The organism is Methylomonas paludis, from assembly GCF_018734325.1.
Lineage (GTDB): Bacteria > Pseudomonadota > Gammaproteobacteria > Methylococcales > Methylomonadaceae > Methylomonas > Methylomonas paludis.
Window position 1 is genome coordinate 3,528,628 of the sequence record NZ_CP073754.1, and the last position, 19,378, is coordinate 3,548,005.

Genomic DNA, 19,378 nt, shown 5'->3' on the forward strand with positions numbered 1-19,378 from the left:
CAAATACTCATGCGCTCAGGTTTGATCTTTATCTTTGGCAACCGCCTCACCTTCCAGGACATCGTCGTCCTTGGCCTGCAGATTTTTGGCAGCTTCACCGTCTTTGACGGCATTGCGAAAACCTTTGATAGCTTCACCAAGATCAGCTCCGACATTTTTCAGGCGTTTGGTGCCGAAAACCAGAATGACGATGACCAGTACAACCAAAAGATGGGGAATACTAAAACCCATGTGTCTACTCCAAAACTAAATACCGTTATGTTGACTGACGCTGGGCTTTTTCTGCAATGCCCGACAAGCCAAAACGGCGCTGTAATTCATTGATAACGTGTTCAGGACCCAAGCCTTGATCGGCCAGCATCACCATACAATGAAACCATAGATCGGCAGTCTCGTAGACGATCTTGTCTTTATCACCGTCTTTGGCGGCAATCACGGTTTCGGTGGCTTCTTCACCAATTTTCTTCAAGATATGATCCAGGCCTTTGGCATACAGACCGGCGACATAGGACTGATCGGGACTTTGAAGTTTACGCTGTTCCAGAACTTCGGCTAACTGCTGTAAAACGTCACTCATTACTGACTGCTCGTGATAATAATGGAAAAAATCATATCACATTGCCGAGATTACAAAAAAAAACCTCCCAATGCTTACGCAGAGGGAGGTCAAAAACAAGCGGAAACTTTAAGAGGAGGTACCGCTCGATATTACAACACCAGGAGGTAGTTACATATTCGGAAAATCATGCTTACTTGAGCCGCAAATTCGGCGAGCTATGTCATACTTGACGCATGAAATAGAGCAGGCAAGATTTAATAAAACGATTGACAAGACAGCGATAATATTGTTTGCCAGTTGGGTTGTACTATACAGGAGAAAAAAAAGTTTACAATTGGATGAATGTTAAATAATTTGTAAACAAATAAGAAACAATTAAAATAGTCGCTTTATTTTAAAAAGTTCAGGAGGCCCAGTGGACAAACTAACCAGCATGAATGTGTTTGTTCGTGTTGCCAAAGCCGGCAGTTTTGCCAAGGCCGCCAAAGATCTGGATATTTCCAGAGCAATGGCTACCAAACACATAATGCAATTGGAAAGTGAGTTGAATACCCGGTTATTCAACCGCACCACCCGCAGCTTAAGCCTGACCGAAGCCGGTGAGGAATATCTGGAACGCTGTCAGCAGGTATTACTGGATGTCGCGGAAATGGAATCCGCGGTGACCAAACTGCAAACCGAACCCAGGGGTATACTAAAAATATGTGCACCACCAGTCATTGGTGCTACACATATTTCGCCGGCGCTGACTGAATATCTAAAATCCTATCCCGATCTGTCCGTGGAAATGATGTTGAAGGGCGGCCAGGTGGATTTGGTCGATGAAGGGATTGATATCGCCATTTATCTTGGTCAGCTGAATGACACCAGCCTGGTGGCACGCAAACTGGCCAATTCCTCACTGGTGGTTTGTGCGGCACCGGAATATCTGAAAACCCACGGCATACCTCAGGACCCGGAAGATTTGGAAGATCACAGCTGTTTGATCAACTGGGCAATTCCACCGCGTAATAAATGGCGCTTCAAGGGTATCCTGGGCGAACGCACGGTTACTGTTACCGGGCGAATGCAGGCCAATATGGCCGACCCTATCCGTAATGCTGCCGTCAACGGCCTGGGCCTGGTGATGCTGCCGCGTTACATCGTGGGGCGCGACATTGAGCTGGGACGTTTGCAAGTTGTCATGGAGCAATATGGTATAGCGCCACTGGAAGTGTATGCTGTTTATCCGCATCGTAAATATTTGTCGGCCAAGGTTCGCTCATTTTTGGATTTTATCCAGAACTGGCTGCCGCACCGGATAGGCATGGATCCACCATGAGCGTAAACTTGCAGGCTAAATGGGATGAGATTTACCGTCACCAAACTGCCGTGCCCATAGCCGCGCAAGTGCTCCGCGAGCATTTATTTCTGCTGCCCAAGCAAGGCAGAGCGCTGGATCTGGCCTGCGGAGCAGGGGCTAATGCTCTACTGCTGGCTGAAGCTGGATTGAAGGTGGATGCCTGGGATATTTCCGCTGTGGCGCTGCAATTCCTGCAACAACAGGCGGCTATTCGTGAGCTTGATATTCATGTTCATCAGGCCAATATCAGCGCGGCTATACTGCCGGTAGACTGTTACGACGTCATTGTCATCAGCCGTTTTCTTGACCGGACACTGTGTAATGCGATAATGGTGGCTTTAAAAGCTGCCGGTTTATTGTTTTACCAGACATTTACCTGTAATAAGCTTGACCCGCAAGGACCAAGCCGACCTGATTATTTACTGGCAAGTAACGAATTATTACGTTTGTTTGCCCCTTTAAGCTTGGTTTTTTATCAAGAACATGCCCGAATCGGCAACTTGCAGTACGGCGATAGAAACGAAGCATGTTTTATAGGACAAAAACCCTCTGCGGAGCAAATAACGATATGATAGAAAATCTCGACCCCAAACAATCCTGGTCTTTATTACAACAAAACCCGGCTGCGGTTTTGATCGATGTCAGAACTTTTATTGAACACAGCTTTATCGGCCATCCACCTAATGCCGTGCACATAGCCTGGAAAGAATTCCCCGGCATGCAATTAAATAGCGGTTTTGTCGATCAGGTACAAAAACGGGTACCCGATAAAAACGCGCCTATCCTGTTGTTATGCCGGAGCGGCGTGCGCTCCCTGGATGCGGCCAAAGCTTTGGAAGCCAACGGCTATCAACATTTGATCAATATCCTGCAAGGCTTTGAAGGCGCATTGGATGCCGATAAACATCGCGGCAATATTGATGGCTGGCGCTTTCATGATTTGCCCTGGCAGCAAAGTTAATGTCTTCATTTTAGCCGAGCAGCTTTATACCCACTACCCGCTGTCGGGTAATTGATATGCTGACTGCCGGCATTCCTTATTTTTAAATCAAACTAGTAAATCCTGTGATAGAAAAACTCAGAAATATTGCAATTATCGCTCACGTCGATCATGGTAAAACCACCTTGGTCGATCAGTTACTCCAACAATCCGGCACCTTTGAAGCTCATGCCAAAATGGATGAGCGGGTCATGGACTCCAACGCCCTGGAAAAAGAACGCGGCATTACCATTCTGGCTAAAAATACTGCAATTGACTGGAACGGCTATCACATTAATATTGTCGACACCCCAGGCCATGCCGATTTTGGCGGCGAAGTCGAGCGGGTACTGTCCATGGTGGATTGCGTATTACTGCTGGTGGATGCGGTAGACGGCCCCATGCCGCAAACCCGTTTCGTCACCCAGAAAGCTTTTGCCCTGGGCCTGAAACCCATCGTGGTCATCAATAAAGTTGACCGCCCCGGCGCTCGTCCGGACTGGGTTATTGACCAAACCTTCGATTTGTTCGACCGCCTGGGTGCAACCGATGAACAGTTGGATTTCCCCATCGTCTACGCCTCGGCCCTGAAAGGCTACGCCGGACTGGACAGCAGCGTCAGCGAAGGCGACATGACTCCGCTGTTTCAAACTATCGTCGATAAGGTCCGGCCACCGGCTGTCGATCTGGACGGCCCATTCCAGATGCAGGTCATCAGCCTGGATTACAACTCCTATGTCGGCGTTATCGGCATAGGCCGGATTCAACGCGGTACGGTCAAATCCAATATGCCGCTGACCCTGATCAATCGGGAAGGCGCAACCCGTAATGGCCGGATGCTGCAAATCTTTGGTTTCCACGGCCTGGAGCGTGTGGAAGTACCACAAGCCCGAGCCGGTGACATCATTGCGTTTACCGGTATCGACAAACTGGAAATTTCTGACACCCTTTGCCAGCAAGACGCGGTAGAAGCCCTGCCGCCGCTGAAAGTGGATGAACCTACCGTGAGCATGACTTTTCAGGTTAACAACTCACCTTTCGCCGGCAAAGAGGGTAAATTTGTCACCTCCCGGCAGATTCGCGAACGTTTGCACAAAGAATTGCAGCACAACGTGGCCTTGCGTGTGGAAGACACCGCCGATCCGGACAAATTCAAAGTTTCCGGCCGTGGCGAACTGCATTTGTCCATCCTGATCGAAAACATGCGCCGTGAAGGCTTCGAGCTGGGCGTATCAAGACCGGAAGTCATTATCCGCGAAATTGACGGCGTGCTTAGTGAACCGTTCGAAATGGTTACCATAGAAGTGGAAGAGATCCATCAGGGTGCCATCATGGAAAAAATGGGTGAACGCAAAGGGGATCTGTTGAATATGGTGCCGGACGGCAAAGGCCGGGTGCGTTTGGAATACATGGTGCCTTCACGCGGCCTGATCGGCTTCCAAACTGAATTCATGACCTCGACCTCTGGTTCCGGCCTGTTCTACCATGTGTTTGACCATTATGGCCCGATCAAACCCGGCACTATCGGCGTGCGGAAACGTGGCGTACTGGTCTCCATGGTACAAGGCAAAGCGTTGGCTTACGCCTTGTTTGCTTTGCAGGAACGTGGTGAACTGTTTCTGGTTCATGCCGATGAAGTCTATGAAGGCATGCTGGTGGGTATCCATTCACGCGCTAATGATTTGGTGGTCAACCCTACCAAAGCCAAGCAGTTGACCAATATTCGTGCTGCCGGCACCGACGAAAACCTGGTGTTGACCCGCATCCAGAAAATGACTCTGGAACAGGCGCTGGAATTTATCGATGAAGATGAACTGGTGGAAGTCACTCCGGAATCTATTCGCCTGCGCAAAAAACTGTTGTCCGAAAACGATCGGAAACGCGCCTCCAGATCGGCCGACTAAAAAACCGCACCCGTTTTGAACCGTTATTTGAAACGGGTGCGGCTATTTTCCGCGCTAAGCGGCCCAGCCTTTTTAAGTTAAAAAATATTTCTTCAGCAGGATATTGCTATGAGTGATTTACCCAATTGTCCGCAGTGCGGTTCCGAATTCAGCTATGCCGATGGTGAATTATATATTTGCCCGGAATGCAGCCATGAATGGCCGCAAACAGCCGCCGCCGAAAGCCATGATGGCGCACTCAGCGTGGTGGATGCCAATGGCAATCAATTGATAGACGGTGATACCATCAGCGTGATTAAAGACCTTAAAGTTAAAGGTTCATCTTTAGTAGTGAAAGTAGGTACCAAAGTTAAGAACATCCGTTTGGTGGAAGGCGATCATAATATCGATTGCAAAATAGATGGCATCGGGCCGATGAAACTGAAATCCGAGTTTGTAAAAAAAGTTTAAGCCGCCCTTCCCTCAGTACCACCCCGCAACCGTTCAAGCTAACGGTCATGAAGACCCAGTATCGCACTAAGACATGAAAGATGCTGTGCCTTCATGATCATTAGATTAAAATACTCAAATTATGTCATTTGGAATCAAAAAATGAGTATTTTAGTCACTGGCGGCGCTGGGTTTATCGGCTCAAATTTTGTACTGGACTGGTTAGCGCTGAATGATGAGCCCGTTATTAACCTGGACGCACTTACTTATGCAGGTAATGTTCAAAATCTAGCAGCACTCAATGGCAATGAAAAGCATATTTTCATTAAAGGAGATATTGGCGATTCAGAACTTGTTAGCAGCTTGCTAGCCCGCCACCAACCGCGGGCGATAGTCAATTTCGCTGCAGAAAGCCATGTCGATCGCTCCATCTATGGTCCGGAAGATTTTATCCAGACTAATATCGTAGGCACTTTCCGCTTACTGGAAGCGGTACGCGGCTACTGGAACACGCTGCCAGACGAAGAAACCCGGGCAAAATTTCGTTTCCTGCACGTATCGACCGATGAAGTATACGGTTCTTTGAGCAAAGACGACCCGGCTTTTACCGAAAACACCCGCTATGAACCCAACAGCCCTTATTCAGCCAGCAAAGCGGCCAGTGACCACTTGGTGCGCGCCTATCATCATACCTACGGTCTACCGGTACTGACCACTAATTGCTCCAACAACTATGGCCCTTTTCACTTCCCGGAAAAGCTGATACCTTTGATGATTGTTAACGCTCTGGCCGGCAAACCTTTGCCGGTGTATGGCGATGGGATGCAGATCCGGGATTGGTTATATGTCAAAGACCACTGTAGCGCCATCCGCCGGGTATTGGAGCTTGGCAGAGTCGGCGAAACCTATAATATCGGCGGCTGGAATGAAAAACCCAATATAGAAATCGTCAATACTGTTTGCACACTTCTTGATGAACTCAGTGGACGTGCTGATCACAAAAGCTATCGCGAACAAATTAGCTATGTAACTGATAGGCCAGGACATGATAGGCGTTACGCAATAGATGCCGGCAAAATTGAGAAAGAGCTAAACTGGAAACCGGATGAAACCTTCGAAACCGGTATACGCAAAACCGTACAATGGTATCTGGACAATCAAGCCTGGGTGGAAAACGTACAATCAGGCGGCTACCGTGATTGGGTAGAAAAGAATTACGCTGAGCGTAGCCTATGAAAATCCTGTTATTTGGTAAAGATGGTCAAGTCGGTTGGGAATTGCAACGCAGCCTTGCTGCCCTGGGAGAACTTATCTCGCTAAGCTCCAGCAGCCAGGAATGGTGCGCTGATTTTACTAATCCGGAAGGTATTGCTCAAACCATACGCAGCATAGCCCCGGATGTTATCGTCAATGCCGCAGCCTATACCGCAGTTGATAAAGCCGAGACTGAACCGGCGCTGGCCCGGATCATCAATAGCCAGACCCCTGGCATATTGGCACATGAAGCCAAGAACCTTGATGCTTGGCTAATTCATTACTCTACCGACTACGTTTTTGACGGTAGTGGCGAACAGGCATGGCAGGAAACTGATCTCACCAAGCCTTTAAGTGTCTATGGTGCAAGCAAACTTGCCGGCGAAGATGCAATTCGCGCGACATATTGCAAACATTTAATTTTTCGAACCAGCTGGGTGTACGCTGCACGCGGCAGCAATTTCGCTAAAACCATGCTGCGTCTGGCGCAAGAACGTGACGCCCTGAGCGTCATAGACGACCAAATCGGCGCGCCTACCGGCGCAGAACTATTGGCGGATGTCACCGCCCATGCCATTACCACTGCAACGCAACGCCCGGAAATCAGCGGGCTATATCACCTAACGGCACAAGGCAACACCTCTTGGTACGATTATGCCAAATTTGTCATTGACTTTGCTAACCAGGCCGGTGTGAATATCAAAGTCGCTGCCGAAAATATAAAGCCGGTATCGACCGATCAATTTCCCACAACGGCCAAACGTCCCCATAATTCGCGGCTGAATTCTACAAAACTGCAGGACAGCTTCAATTTAAAGTTACCCCATTGGCAAACTGGCGTAATCCGTATGCTCACCGAATATCTGGAGAAGTAACCATGACACAACGTAAAGGCATCATCTTAGCTGGTGGCTCAGGCACAAGGCTGTATCCGGTCACAAAAGCGATTTCAAAGCAATTGCTGCCTATATACGACAAGCCCATGATTTACTACCCACTCAGCACGCTGATGTTGGCCGGCATACGCGATATTCTGGTCATTTCCACACCGCACGATATTAGCTTATTTCAACAACTCCTCGGCGACGGCAGCGACTGGGGCATAAACCTGCAATACGCAATCCAGCCCAGTCCAGACGGACTTGCCCAAGCTTTTATTATCGGGCGCGAATTTGTCGGCAATCACCCCAGCGCATTAGTTCTGGGCGACAATATATTCTATGGTCATGATTTGCATGTACAGCTCAAAAACGCCCACAGCAGAAATGACGGCGCCACCGTATTTGCCTACCATGTAAATGATCCGGAACGCTACGGGGTGGTGAGTTTCGATACACATGGCAAAGCCATCTCCCTGGAAGAAAAGCCTGATCAACCCAAGAGTAATTACGCCGTCACCGGCTTATATTTTTACGACCAACAAGTCATCGATATTGCAGCCGAGCTTAAGCCTTCGCCACGTGGCGAGCTGGAAATTACCGATGTAAACAAAGCTTATCTTGAACTCGGACAACTCAATGTCGAAATTTTGGGGCGTGGCTACGCATGGCTGGACACCGGCACTCATCAAAGCCTGATCGAAGCCAGCAACTTTATCGAAACTATAGAAAATCGCCAAGGCCTGAAAATAGCTTGCCCAGAAGAAATTGCTTGGCGTAACCGCTGGATCAGCGACGAAAATATTGCCAGCCTGGCAAAACCATTGGCCAAAAACGGCTATGGCCAATACTTGCTGCGCTTACTCAATAAACAAGTGTTTTAATTTGTTATTAAAAATACCAACCTTAATAAAACTAAAACCACAGGAACGCTATGCAGGCAACTCGATTATCTATCCCCGATGTCATATTGTTTACACCCAAAATTTTTGGTGATGAGCGTGGTTTTTTTTATGAGAGTTTTAACCAACAAAAATTTGCTGAACTGACCGGTTTGAATAAAAGCTTTGTGCAAGACAACCATTCCAAATCGCAAAAAGGTGTGTTACGCGGCTTGCATTATCAGGTGCCGCCTAAAGCCCAGGGAAAACTGGTGCGGGTCATACAAGGCGAAGTTTTTGATGTTGCGGTTGATATCCGTAAAAGCTCACCTACCTTTGGGCGCTGGGTTGGATGTCAATTATCGGCACAAACCAATCAACAACTTTGGATACCAGAGGGCTTTGCCCACGGTTTTGTGACCTTATCCGATACAGCTGAATTTCTATACAAGACCACAGACTATTATTCTCCTGAACATGAGCGCTGTATAATCTGGAATGATGCCGAATTAGGAATAGATTGGTTATTATCGGATTTACCCACCTTATCAGGGAAAGATCAGTTAGGGAAAACCCTGGCAACAGCTGAATGTTTTACCTGATACTCACATTAAGGCAGCGCTGATCGAATTGTAATTTCAGCCATCCTCATCATCCAAAGCCTAATTTTTCAAAGGCTGCGACTGGCCGGGCAACTAACCGTAATTCAACCTTTTTTTGCCGCCTTCATTATATTTATTTTAAATAGATTAACTTGGCATTAATATTTTTAGACGAACCGCGTGAAATTATATATTATGAAATTAAAGCCTTGGATAGGACATCGTGTTAGAGAAATATTTGTTCATTTAACCTGGTTTTTTCAGCCAAAGTCTGATTTGACTGTAGCTATCTTTCCAAGTGGTGATAAGTCTCAAGGCTCATCAAACCTAAGAGCTATCGAAATAGGCAAAGCTTTAACAAAACTCGGCTGGCGAGTATCTGTTGTACCTATGCAATTAGAATATTCTCAGCGCCTACGAATTTTACAGCTTCAAAAACCAAAAGTAATTTTTTTACAAAAAGCCCGCCATTCACTTAACCGGCCTGGTTTGTATCAAAATATACCTATTGTTTTTGATATTGATGACGCTGATTACTTGGATCCACTCCAATTTGACGGAATAGTGGATTGTTTAAGCGCCAGTAAAGCAGTAATTGCCGGCTCATCTATTGTGGCGAATTGGTGCAAAGCATTCAATTCATCTGTAGATGTGGTCTGGACAGGTACCCCGGTTGCAATTGCCGCAAATGAAGCAATTCCGTCTGCTAAAAGAGCGCCTATTGTGGCATGGGCTTGTTCAATGTCATTAGGTTACCCAGTTGAAGCAGAGTTTGTGGTTAATACGCTGGTTTTACTTGCAGAGCGTATCAATTTTGAGTTCTGGCTGTATGGGGTTGACTCTGAACCACAAGCAGATTTGTTATTTGGCAGGCTTCGGGAAAAAGGGATAGCCTTACGCTACTTTAATTTTATGCCTTACCAAAATTTTATTAATTCTCTTGGGGCTGTTTCTGTCGGTTTAAACCCTTTACTGCCGGAACAAAGCGCATATAGTCAAGGTAAATCGTTTGGAAAAGTACTCGCGTATTTGGTTGCCAATGTGGCGATTGTCGCCTCGGACGCAGTCGACCATCGCGGCTTTTTTGAGCATAAAAAAAATGGCATGCTGGCAGATCGGAGTGAGGAATGGGTGGAAAGTATTTATGAGTTACTGGTTAATTCAGATCTTAGGCAAAGCTTAGTGGAAAATGCATATAACGATTATTGCACAAAGCTGACAACTGAAGTAGCAGCTAAAAAAGTTTCAACTATTTTATCAGCTGTGATTTCAAATTATGATCCTAAAAAACATCAATCATAGCTTGGCTGATGTTTAAAACATATTTACAATAAAAATGCTTATTATCTCTAATATTAAGTGGACATTAGTAGCTCAAGCTGCCCGGATTATATCGCAATTAGCGAATATATTTATTCTGGCAAGAATTTTGGCGCCGTCTGATTATGGCACGATGGCAATGGCTTCAGTGGTTACAAATTTAGCCCTTCTACTTAGAGACCAAGGAACTTCTGCCGCTCTAATTCAAAAGGAAAATTTAACAGACCAAATAATCACAACCGTTTTTTGGTTTAACATTAGTACTGGACTGGCAATAGCACTTGCAATTATGGTACTGTCTCCGGCTATTTCTATTTATTTCAATCAACCAGAACTTATAGCTGTTTTATGTAGTCTTGCCATTGTGTTTCCTTTGGGAAGCTCCGCTTCTTCACATCAAGCTTTATTAGAGCGAAATTCACAATTTAAAGAACTTGCGATCATTGAAATAATTTCGTCATTAATTGCTATGATATTATCCATCATAGCGGCCTGTTATGGTTTTGGTGTATACAGCCTGGTAATACAAGCCGTTATGATGTCTCTGCTCTCTGCCATACAAATATGGAAAACTTCCGCTTGGCGACCAAGTGGAAGGCCAAGTATGAAAGCCCTGAAATCGATTTTGCCTTTTACTAGTTATATGGCTGGTTCGCAGATCATTTCCTATTTCGTTCGCAATTCGGATAGTGCAATTATAGGCAAAATATTAGGTGCATCGTCATTAGGGATTTACTCAATGGCTTTTAAGGTAATGCTGCTGCCGGTACAAAATATCACCTGGGCGGTATCAAGATCATTGTACCCGATCATGAGCCGACAACAAGATTCACTAAAGGAAATGGGGACGCTATATTTACAGACCGTTGCGTTTATTTCATTTTTATCTGCGCCATTGATGGCAGGTATTTTTGCACTTCGAGAGCCTTTTGTTAACTTTGCTTTTGGTAATAAATGGGCAGAGGCTGCTGATGTGCTGATGTGGCTGGCACCAGTAGGATACTTACAGTCCATTTCAAGTACTGCCGGCGTTGTTTTTATGGCACAAGGAAAAATAAGGTTTTATATGTGGTTAACCTTTATTAGTGGCTTAATTTGCGTAATTGCATTTATAGTAGGGTCAAAGTGGGGTATGGGTTGGATAGTAACGGATTATTTGTATTTACATGAACATCTAAAGCAAGCGGAGCTTGGTACTGGACGTGAGAGAATCACGGAATTCTTAGTGTTTGCCAGCGATCAGTTTCGCTTGGCTGTTAATAGCGGCAATATTAAAGATGTCGCTGCTTATTATTTATTAGCAACCATTATAACTATCTTGCCAAGCTTGGTAATTTCGACAAAATTAGTAGGCTATAGTATATTCAGTTTATTCTCGGCAATTTGGCGATCGGTTTTTGTATCACTGATAGTTTGCCTTGTTATTAGATACTGTTATTTTGAATTCAAAGGTTACTATGGCAACCCATTATCGGAGTTTATTATTTTAATAATATCCGGGGTTCTGCTCTATATACTTTTGAGCTTTGTGCTAATTAGACCGCAAATAATGTTCGTGCTTAATAAACTTAAGACAAGATAGCAGCTACCGATCTTCTGCTACATCAAGATCGCTACGCTGTGCGTTTGGGCTATCCAAGCCGACTGGTCGATATGTTTATGATCGGATGAACTTTACCAATTTGCTGCCGGGGTATCCTGTCAGCGGGACGCCGTGAATACATCCTTGTAGGCGCTTTCTAAAGCCTCCCTGCTGCAGAAACCTCTGCCGGAACACCCCCACACCCAATCAAGCGATCCGTCAAAACAAGATTGCTCAACGACTACTTCGCGTAACAGTGTGACTTATCCAAGTGCCACACTACTCGCCATCAAGATGTCTGGGAGAATGGCGTAACTGATTTTGTTGCGCCAAGCTTTGTTCAATTTTCTCTAACAAAGCAATCTGTTGATCCAGCCGATCTTTGATGCCAAACACTGCAAACGGCAATAAGGTCCATAACAGCACCAACAGGAAAAAAAATAACACGCCGACAATGCCAAACGATGCAAAAAAAGCTTCCATAAATCACCTGAAATTAACTTAAAAACTTAACAGCAGCCGGTTAAACTACTTTTAAGGCTGAAAACTCGACCCTCAACGCCGTGTTGCTGACCATCAATCCGCCAGAGACTTACTATCCTCGCTGTCATCCCCACTTTGTTCGGTGAGACTCTTGGGCAATTTTTTCTTGATCTTGACACCTAGTTCCTCAAAGCTGCTGGCCTGACGCAACAAATTGCCATTGCCGGAACTAAGCTTGTTAACAATGCCGTCATAGGTGCGATGTACAGTATGCAACTGGTTGCCGAGTTTTTCGATGTCTTCGGCAAAACCGCGAATCTTGTCATACAGACTGCCGGCTTTTTCGGCTATCAGTCTGGCATTTTCATTTTGCTGTTCGTAGCGCCAGATGTTTTGAATTGTGCGTAAAGTTGCCAGCAAGGTAGTGGGCGTTACCACCACAATCTTGTGCTCGAAGGCATCGTTAAATAATTTTTCATCGGCCTGAAAAGCCGCCATAAACGCGGCTTCAATAGGCATGAACATCAGCACAAAATCCAACGAGCGCAAACCTTTTAAACTGGCATAATCCTTATTACTCAGGCTCTTGATATGATTGCGTACCGCTTCGGTATGCTGTTTCAGCGCTTCGGCACGCAAGGATTCGTCTTCTGCTGCACAATAACGCTCATAGGCCAGCAGCGAAACCTTGGAATCAATAATTACATCCTTGTTTTCCGGCAGCCGGACTATCACATCCGGCTTGAACAAACGATTATCCTCATCGCGAAAGCTGCTCTGGGTTTCGTATTCGATACCTTTGCGTAATCCGGATTGTTCCAGTACTTTTTCCAGGATCATCTCGCCCCAGTTACCCTGCATCTTGTTATCGCCTTTCAAGGCTTTAGTCAGATTTAAGGCTTCCTGGTTCATTTTGGCGGTGTCGCGACGTAGCGAAACAATTTCTTCGCGCAGAGAAATTCGGTCTTTGGTTTCATTGTCGTAAACAGTTTCCACCCGGCTTTTAAATTCGCCCAACTGCTGTTGTAACGGGGCAATCAAACCGGCCATACTGACTTTATTATGCTCGGTAAACTGTTTGCCACGTTCTTCAAAAATCTTGTGAGCCAGATTTTCAAACTGGGTCTTTAACTGATTTTCCGCATCCTGCAATAAACTGATTTTTTCCGCATGATTTTTTTGCTGCTCTTGCCAACGGGTATTCAATTCGGCGTATTCAGTCTGTAAAACCTGTAACTGCTGCTGTAATTGGCCAAATTCCACCTGTTTGGTATCAAACTGGCGTTGCAACTGGTTTTCATTGTCCTGCAACAGCCTGATTTTATCCGCCACACTGTTTTGCTGCTCCTGCAAACGTGTGTTCAATTCCACATTAAAAGTCTGCAAATGCATCACCTGCTGTTGCAGGGCGTGACATTCCAGTTCATAGGCCGTTAATTTAGTCAGCTTTTCTTCGGTTACCGCCATACTGATACTGGCTTGCTGTAATTGCTGAACCACAGCGTTGAGCCGTTGCCGGTATAAAAAACTGCCCAGGCCAAAACCGGCCAATGCCGCTAAGGCTAACCATAAAATCAGCAAGGGTTCCATCATATTTGCTGAAAAACGGTTGCTGCTGCGCTAATTGTGGCGGCAATGTCCGCATCACTATGCGCCTGGGAAACAAACCCGGCTTCAAACGCCGAAGGGGCCAAATAGATGCCTTGCCCCAGCATGGCGTGAAAAAAGCGTTTGAAGCGTTCCTGATCACAGGCCAGTACCTGGGAAAACCGGCTGACAGGCGTTTGATCAGTAAAAAACAGGCCAAACATGCCACCAACCTGATTGCTGGTAAAACCAATACCTGCGGCATCCGCGGCCAGTTGCAGGCCGTGTAGTAATCGACTGGTTTTTGCAGTTAATTCGACATAAAAACCGGGGACGCTGATTAACTCCAGGGTCGCCAAACCAGCCGCCATCGCTACCGGATTACCGGACAAGGTACCGGCCTGATACACTGGCCCTAATGGTGCCAGATATTCCATAATGGCGCGTTTGCCGCCAAAAGCACCGACCGGCATACCACCACCTATTACTTTGCCCAAGGTGGTCAAATCCGGGGTAATTCCATACAGGCCCTGGGCACCGTGCAAATCCACCCGAAATCCGGTCATCACTTCATCAAAAATCAGTACGCTGCCATACTGATCGCAAACCTCACGTAAACTGACCAGAAACCCCGGTTCCGGAGGAATGCAATTCATATTGCCGGCCACCGGCTCCACGATGATGCAGGCGATTTGTTCGCCCAATTCGGCAAAAGTCTGGCGCACGGCATCGATGTCGTTATAGCTCAGGGTAATGGTTTCCGCCGCCAAAGCTGCCGGCACTCCTGGTGAACTGGGCACACCTAACGTCAAAGCCCCAGAGCCGGCTTTGACCAGCAGTGAATCGGAATGACCGTGATAACAGCCTTCAAATTTCACTATCTTATCGCGACCTGTATAACCCCGCGCCAGACGTAACGCACTCATGGTCGCTTCCGTACCGGAATTGACCATCCGCACCAGCTCAATAGACGGCAATAAGGCACAGATTTTAGCGGCCATTTGCGTCTCTATAGCCGTGGGCGCACCAAAACTCAAGCCTTTTTCCGCACTCTGGATGACTGCGGCAATCACTTCCGGGTGGGCATGGCCTAAAATCATCGGCCCCCAGGACCCCACATAATCGATATAGCGCTTATTTTCGCTATCAAATACATAAGCGCCTTGGGCATGGTCAAAATACACCGGGGTGCCCCCGACGCCACTAAAAGAGCGTACCGGCGAATTGACCCCGCCGGGAATAAATTTTTTGGCTTCGGAAAATAACACGCTGGATAGGCTCATGTTGTTCAAAATTGGTTTGGGAACTGCAGGCATGCCTAAACAAACCCTGTTCATGGTAAAAATTGCCGGCTTGTCGGCCCCAACCGAACAAGCTGAGCCCCCTTTGAAAAAAAGGGGGTGGGGATTTTCGACGGCTTGAAGCAGACTTACATCAGCCGCCCAGCCAAAAGCTTAAGGCTTGCCGAACAAATGTGGACCTTTGGGTACCGGCTTGGCTTGCAGACAAAAATAGGCGGCTGAATCGAATTTTATCTCCAGGGTTTGGGTATCTTCATGTTCCTGCAAATATTTTTCGGCATCAATATCCGATAAATCTTCTGCGATATGAGTAGCGATACAGCCGCAAGATTCGGTAAAACGTTTTTCATCAATATCTTTATTCACCGAATTTTTCAATTCACGTGTCACACAGTTTTTTGCAAATGCCTTGATAAATTTGGATTTTACCGAATCGCTGGCTTCGCCGTAATCAACATGATTAGGTTTGGTCGGTTTGGATTTTGCACTTTCATCGGTACTGTTGTCGGAACAAGCAGTCAGCATGATAGCCAGACTGCAAGCGATGAAAAAGCCGAAAAGTTTTTGCGGATAAGTGGTTTTCATTGTGGTTATTTTACTTGTATATTTTAGTTAACTAAATCCTGCAACAAAGCCAATAATTCCTGCTGTTGCCGAGTTTGCAACAAACGATTGGCGCTGATAATGCATTTTAATTGCTGAAGTGCTGTGTTGAAATCGTCATTTACCAAAAGATAATCAAACTCCGGGTAATGGCTCATTTCCGCAACCGCAGCCTGCATCCGCCTGTCGATAATCTCTACATTATCCTGGCCGCGATTTTGCAGACGCTGGCGTAACACGGCGATAGACGGCGGCAGAATAAAAATCGATACGCATTCCGGCCACATTTGCCGCACCTGCCGTGCGCCTTGCCAATCAATTTCCAGAATCACATCCAAGCCCTGAACCAGATAATCCTCAACTGTCTGCCGGGCAGTACCGTAAAAATTATCATACACCTGCGCATGTTCCAGAAACGCCTGATGCGCTATCATGTCCTGAAACACCTCAACTGTTACAAAAAAATAATCCACGCCATTCTGTTCGGCATTGCGGCTGGCACGAGTGGTATGTGAAATCGAAACCACCAGTTTATCGGTATCGGCAATCAGCTGTTTCACCAGACTGGTTTTACCCGCACCGGAAGGTGCAGATATGATGTAAAGTTTACCTGTAGTCATTTATTTGCATGAGTTAATCTGTGCGCTGACCATTATTTCCGATAACACTGAAGAGTCAAGCGGAAATATGCACGGCAAGCATTTGTGGGGGTGTACGCCATGTCGTTCGTCCCCAGCTTTGTCAGCTTTGCGTCCTTGCTTGATTGATGTTTGTCACTTTTATCACAAACCATAAAATTTGTAGTGAATTAAAAATCAAGACCTTAGCTATTGGCACAATTACTGCTCTATCTGCGAAAAGGTAAAAAAATTGTGGTTATTTGTTGGCGACTGCCGGCGCCGGCAGCGGCTATATGCCTTAATTTGGCAAAACTTGTCTGGATTCGGGTTAAAGTCGAAATACCAAGCAAGATCAAGCCGCTCAGCCTTGCTTTAACTGGATGGGCTGGATATAATCGCTTGGCTTTACAGCTTAGGGGATGATTATGGCAGTTGAAAATAAGTTTTCTACTGTCGGAAAAATCTTGTATGGGCAAATCCTGATGACTCTGGTCATCGCTTTGGGTTTTTTTTGGCTGGGTGGCTGGCAATCGACTATATCGCCATTGCTGGGCGGCGGCATTGCCCTGCTCCCCAATGTATACTTTGCCTACAAGATTTATCTTGCCAGAGATTTACCTGCACAAGGTATCCTCAATGCATTTTATGCAGGTGAAACCATCAAATTAGTGCTAACTGCCGCGCTGTTTGCAGTTGTGGTGGTGCGCTTTCCTGCTGTAGATTTTTTAGCTCTGCTGACAGCATATGTCGCAGTACTTTCGGTTTTTTGGTTCGCGTTATTTTTTTGGCGTGATTAGTATATTGTGAGGAAAAATGGCTAGTGAAGGTGGAGCTACAGCTTATATCGTCCACCACTTGACACCTTTGTCAGTGGGTGAGGGCTTCTGGACATTACATCTGGATACCCTGTTTTTTTCTGCCGGACTTGGCGCATTGTTTATTTTGTTCTTCAAGTCGGTAGCAGATCGGGTTACTTCTGGAGTACCTGGTCTTGCGCAAAATTTAGCGGAAACCTTGGTAGAGTTTGTCGATACTCAGGTTAAAGATACCTTTCATGGTCACAGCGACCTGATCGCACCACTGGCTTTAACTATTTTTTGCTGGGTATTCCTGTGGAACGCCATGGATATGCTGCCGGTTGATCTGTTGCCGTTTATAGGCCATCTGATCGGCATAGAGTATTTGCGCGTAGTACCAAGTACCGATTTAAACTCCACTTTTGCCCTGTCGCTGAGTGTGTTTTTTCTGATTTTCTTTTATAGTATTAAAGTTAAAGGCCTGCTGGGCTTTGCCAAGGAAATGACTTGCACGCCTTTTGGCCCCTGGTTTATGCCTTTTAACTTAATGTTGAAACTGGTCGAAGAGCTGGCTAAACCCATCTCACTGGCCTTACGTTTATTCGGCAACCTGTATGCCGGTGAGCTGGTATTTATTCTGATCGCCCTGTTACCCCCGGCTTTGCAGCCTTTACTGGGTTTCCCATGGGCAATATTTCATATTTTGGTGATTACGTTACAAGCCTTTATTTTCATGGTGTTAACCATTGTTTATTTAAGTTTGGCGCATGAAGATCATTAAAATCTTAGGTAGTTTTACATTTATTTTTTGATACACATTTAGGAGACATTATGGAACTCGCAACATTAATAGCCAACGTTCAAGGCTTCACCGTCATCGCAGTTGGTATTATTTTAGGTCTCGGCGCTATCGGCACCGCGATTGGTTTCGGCTTGCTGGGCGGTAAATTTCTGGAAGGTGCAGCGCGCCAACCTGAACTGGTTCCTTTGTTGCAGGTAAAAATGTTTATCGTTGCCGGTCTGCTTGACGCTGCCACCATGATCGGTGTTGGTATGGCGCTGTTCTTTACCTTTGCCAACCCATTCCTGTCAGCTGTTCAATCTGCAGCGGGTTAATTAACTGTAACGATTCGTTCAGGTAATGATCCAAGTTTATCGCTACCAGACTAAGCCGCGCGGCTTACACTCGTAGCGAACAAACAATAATGACAACAGCAAACCGAGGAAAGCATCAATGAGTATCAATATTACTCTGATCGGGCAGATGATTACCTTCTCGCTTCTGGTCTGGTTGACCATGAAGTATATTTGGCCGCCTATCATCGCCGCTATGGATGAGCGTAAGGCAAAAATTGCCGAAGGACTGGCAGCGGCTCAAAAAGGTCAGGAAGAAATCAAACTGGCTGAAAAGAAAGCCACAGGCCTGCTGCGCGAAGCCAAACAGACCTCTGCCGAAATTATCAGTGCCGCGCAAAAACGCGCCAATGAACTGGTGGAAGAAGCCAAAAACCAGGCCAGACTGGAAGGTGAGCGTCAGTTGGAAGCAGCACATGCCCAAATTGCCCAGGAAATCCTGCAAGCCAGAGAAAACCTGCGTAAAGAAGTGTCTTCCTTGGCTCTGCGTGCAGCTGAACAAATTTTGAAAGAAGAAATTGATAAAGCCAAGCATCAGAATATTCTGAACAGAGCTGTGGATGAGTTAGGTTAAGCTATGGCGGAATTAAGCACATTAGCCAGACCTTACGCAGAAGCCGCTTTTAAACTGGCCAAACAGACTAATACCACCCAAGCCTGGTCTGAACAATTACAGTTTTTGGCAACCGTGGCGCAAGATGCCGATGTTGCGGCAATCTTCGGCAATCCCCGGATAGACCGGGCAAAAGTTAGCGAGTTATTGTTAGATATCAGCCAGGATCAAATCCAGGCCGAAGCCGGCAATCTGGTAAAACTATTAGTCGAGAATGGCCGTTTGCAACTGCTGCCGACCATTTCGTCCATGTATGCGGACAAATTGGCTGAAGACGAAGGTTATGTCAATGTTGAGCTGTTCAGCGCTTATGCTTTAACCAAAGCCGAACTGAGTAAATATAGTGCAATGCTGGAAAAGCAATTGCATAAAAAGGTCAATGCGGTGGTGACGGTCGATAAATCGCTGATTGGCGGTATTTTGGCCAAAGCCGGGGACAAAGTGATAGACGGTTCTATCAAAGGCCAGATTCATCAATTAGCCAAAAGGCTCTAAGAGCTAGATCGGGAA

Annotated in this window: 23 protein-coding genes; 16 read left to right on the forward strand and 7 right to left on the reverse strand. The window is 46.2% G+C overall.

Annotated elements, in window-relative coordinates:
• Window positions 1-15 precede the first annotated feature (15 nt).
• On the reverse strand, window positions 16-231 hold the full coding sequence (tatA, locus tag KEF85_RS16095) for a Sec-independent protein translocase subunit TatA (protein WP_215582252.1): 216 nt from the start codon (window positions 229-231) through the stop codon (window positions 16-18).
• Window positions 232-256: 25 nt separating this feature from the next.
• Window positions 257-577 (reverse strand): phosphoribosyl-ATP diphosphatase, encoded by a 321-nt coding sequence (locus tag KEF85_RS16100; RefSeq protein ID WP_215582254.1) that lies wholly within the window; start codon window positions 575-577, stop codon window positions 257-259.
• 397 nt (window positions 578-974) lie between these two features.
• Here KEF85_RS16100 and KEF85_RS16105 point away from each other — a divergent pair, with 397 nt between their 5' ends.
• The 11 genes from KEF85_RS16105 (at window position 975) to KEF85_RS16155 (ending at window position 11,730) form a co-directional block, all read left to right on the forward strand.
• Window positions 975-1,880 carry a LysR family transcriptional regulator gene (locus KEF85_RS16105; RefSeq protein WP_215582256.1) on the forward strand — a complete coding sequence of 302 codons (906 nt, stop codon included), beginning with the start codon at window positions 975-977 and terminating at the stop codon, window positions 1,878-1,880.
• Complete coding sequence (locus KEF85_RS16110; protein ID WP_215582258.1) at window positions 1,877-2,473, forward strand: class I SAM-dependent methyltransferase; 597 nt, start codon at window positions 1,877-1,879, stop codon at window positions 2,471-2,473. The genes KEF85_RS16105 and KEF85_RS16110 overlap by 4 nt, the downstream gene beginning before the upstream one ends.
• A complete protein-coding gene (locus KEF85_RS16115) occupies window positions 2,470-2,862 on the forward strand; it encodes a rhodanese-like domain-containing protein (protein ID WP_215582260.1) in 393 nt (130 codons plus the stop codon). The genes KEF85_RS16110 and KEF85_RS16115 overlap by 4 nt, the downstream gene beginning before the upstream one ends.
• 104 nt (window positions 2,863-2,966) lie before the next feature.
• On the forward strand, window positions 2,967-4,784 hold the full coding sequence (gene typA / locus KEF85_RS16120) for a translational GTPase TypA (protein ID WP_215582262.1): 1,818 nt from the start codon (window positions 2,967-2,969) through the stop codon (window positions 4,782-4,784).
• Window positions 4,785-4,892: 108 nt separating this feature from the next.
• Window positions 4,893-5,234: a zinc ribbon domain-containing protein YjdM gene (locus tag KEF85_RS16125; protein WP_215582264.1), complete on the forward strand. Its 342-nt coding sequence runs from the start codon at window positions 4,893-4,895 to the stop codon at window positions 5,232-5,234.
• Between the two features lie 141 nt (window positions 5,235-5,375).
• Window positions 5,376-6,449, forward strand: coding sequence for a dTDP-glucose 4,6-dehydratase (gene rfbB / locus KEF85_RS16130; RefSeq protein WP_215582266.1), 1,074 nt, complete (start codon window positions 5,376-5,378; stop codon window positions 6,447-6,449).
• The gene (gene rfbD, locus KEF85_RS16135; protein ID WP_215582268.1) at window positions 6,446-7,342 is read left to right on the forward strand and encodes a dTDP-4-dehydrorhamnose reductase; all 897 of its coding nucleotides are present in this window, start codon (window positions 6,446-6,448) and stop codon (window positions 7,340-7,342) included. Before rfbB ends, rfbD begins: the two co-directional genes overlap by 4 nt.
• 2 nt (window positions 7,343-7,344) lie before the next feature.
• Window positions 7,345-8,229, forward strand: coding sequence for a glucose-1-phosphate thymidylyltransferase RfbA (gene rfbA / locus KEF85_RS16140; protein ID WP_215582270.1), 885 nt, complete (start codon window positions 7,345-7,347; stop codon window positions 8,227-8,229).
• Between the two features lie 50 nt (window positions 8,230-8,279).
• Window positions 8,280-8,828 (forward strand): dTDP-4-dehydrorhamnose 3,5-epimerase, encoded by a 549-nt coding sequence (rfbC, locus tag KEF85_RS16145; protein ID WP_215582271.1) that lies wholly within the window; start codon window positions 8,280-8,282, stop codon window positions 8,826-8,828.
• A 195-nt stretch (window positions 8,829-9,023) separates the two neighbouring features.
• Complete coding sequence (locus tag KEF85_RS16150) at window positions 9,024-10,130, forward strand: glycosyltransferase family protein (protein WP_215582272.1); 1,107 nt, start codon at window positions 9,024-9,026, stop codon at window positions 10,128-10,130.
• A 34-nt stretch (window positions 10,131-10,164) separates the two neighbouring features.
• Window positions 10,165-11,730, forward strand: a complete 1,566-nt coding sequence (locus KEF85_RS16155) for a lipopolysaccharide biosynthesis protein (RefSeq protein ID WP_215582273.1) — start codon at window positions 10,165-10,167, stop codon at window positions 11,728-11,730.
• A 279-nt stretch (window positions 11,731-12,009) separates the two neighbouring features.
• Here KEF85_RS16155 and KEF85_RS16160 read toward each other — a convergent pair whose 3' ends face one another.
• From KEF85_RS16160 to gmk, 5 genes are all read right to left on the reverse strand, one after another.
• Entirely contained in the window at window positions 12,010-12,213 is a 204-nt protein-coding gene (locus KEF85_RS16160) for a hypothetical protein (RefSeq protein WP_215582274.1), read from the reverse strand.
• A 93-nt stretch (window positions 12,214-12,306) separates the two neighbouring features.
• Window positions 12,307-13,806, reverse strand: a complete 1,500-nt coding sequence (locus tag KEF85_RS16165; RefSeq protein WP_246534987.1) for a DNA recombination protein RmuC — start codon at window positions 13,804-13,806, stop codon at window positions 12,307-12,309.
• Window positions 13,803-15,083, reverse strand: coding sequence for a glutamate-1-semialdehyde 2,1-aminomutase (gene hemL, locus KEF85_RS16170; RefSeq protein WP_215582275.1), 1,281 nt, complete (start codon window positions 15,081-15,083; stop codon window positions 13,803-13,805). Before hemL ends, KEF85_RS16165 begins: the two co-directional genes overlap by 4 nt.
• A gap of 171 nt (window positions 15,084-15,254) precedes the next feature.
• Window positions 15,255-15,686 carry a hypothetical protein gene (locus tag KEF85_RS16175; protein ID WP_246534988.1) on the reverse strand — a complete coding sequence of 144 codons (432 nt, stop codon included), beginning with the start codon at window positions 15,684-15,686 and terminating at the stop codon, window positions 15,255-15,257.
• A 23-nt stretch (window positions 15,687-15,709) separates the two neighbouring features.
• The gene (gene gmk, locus KEF85_RS16180) at window positions 15,710-16,324 is read right to left on the reverse strand and encodes a guanylate kinase (protein WP_215582277.1); all 615 of its coding nucleotides are present in this window, start codon (window positions 16,322-16,324) and stop codon (window positions 15,710-15,712) included.
• 425 nt (window positions 16,325-16,749) lie between these two features.
• On the opposite strand from gmk, the gene KEF85_RS16185 reads away from it, so the two are divergent.
• From KEF85_RS16185 to KEF85_RS16205, 5 genes are all read left to right on the forward strand, one after another.
• On the forward strand, window positions 16,750-17,121 hold the full coding sequence (locus KEF85_RS16185) for an ATP synthase subunit I (RefSeq protein WP_215582279.1): 372 nt from the start codon (window positions 16,750-16,752) through the stop codon (window positions 17,119-17,121).
• Between the two features lie 16 nt (window positions 17,122-17,137).
• Window positions 17,138-17,902 carry a F0F1 ATP synthase subunit A gene (gene atpB, locus KEF85_RS16190; protein WP_215582281.1) on the forward strand — a complete coding sequence of 255 codons (765 nt, stop codon included), beginning with the start codon at window positions 17,138-17,140 and terminating at the stop codon, window positions 17,900-17,902.
• A gap of 50 nt (window positions 17,903-17,952) precedes the next feature.
• Entirely contained in the window at window positions 17,953-18,237 is a 285-nt protein-coding gene (atpE, locus tag KEF85_RS16195) for a F0F1 ATP synthase subunit C (protein WP_215582283.1), read from the forward strand.
• Window positions 18,238-18,355: 118 nt separating this feature from the next.
• Window positions 18,356-18,829, forward strand: coding sequence for a F0F1 ATP synthase subunit B (locus tag KEF85_RS16200; RefSeq protein ID WP_215582285.1), 474 nt, complete (start codon window positions 18,356-18,358; stop codon window positions 18,827-18,829).
• Between the two features lie 3 nt (window positions 18,830-18,832).
• Window positions 18,833-19,363: a F0F1 ATP synthase subunit delta gene (locus tag KEF85_RS16205; protein ID WP_215582287.1), complete on the forward strand. Its 531-nt coding sequence runs from the start codon at window positions 18,833-18,835 to the stop codon at window positions 19,361-19,363.
• Window positions 19,364-19,378: the final 15 nt, after the last annotated feature.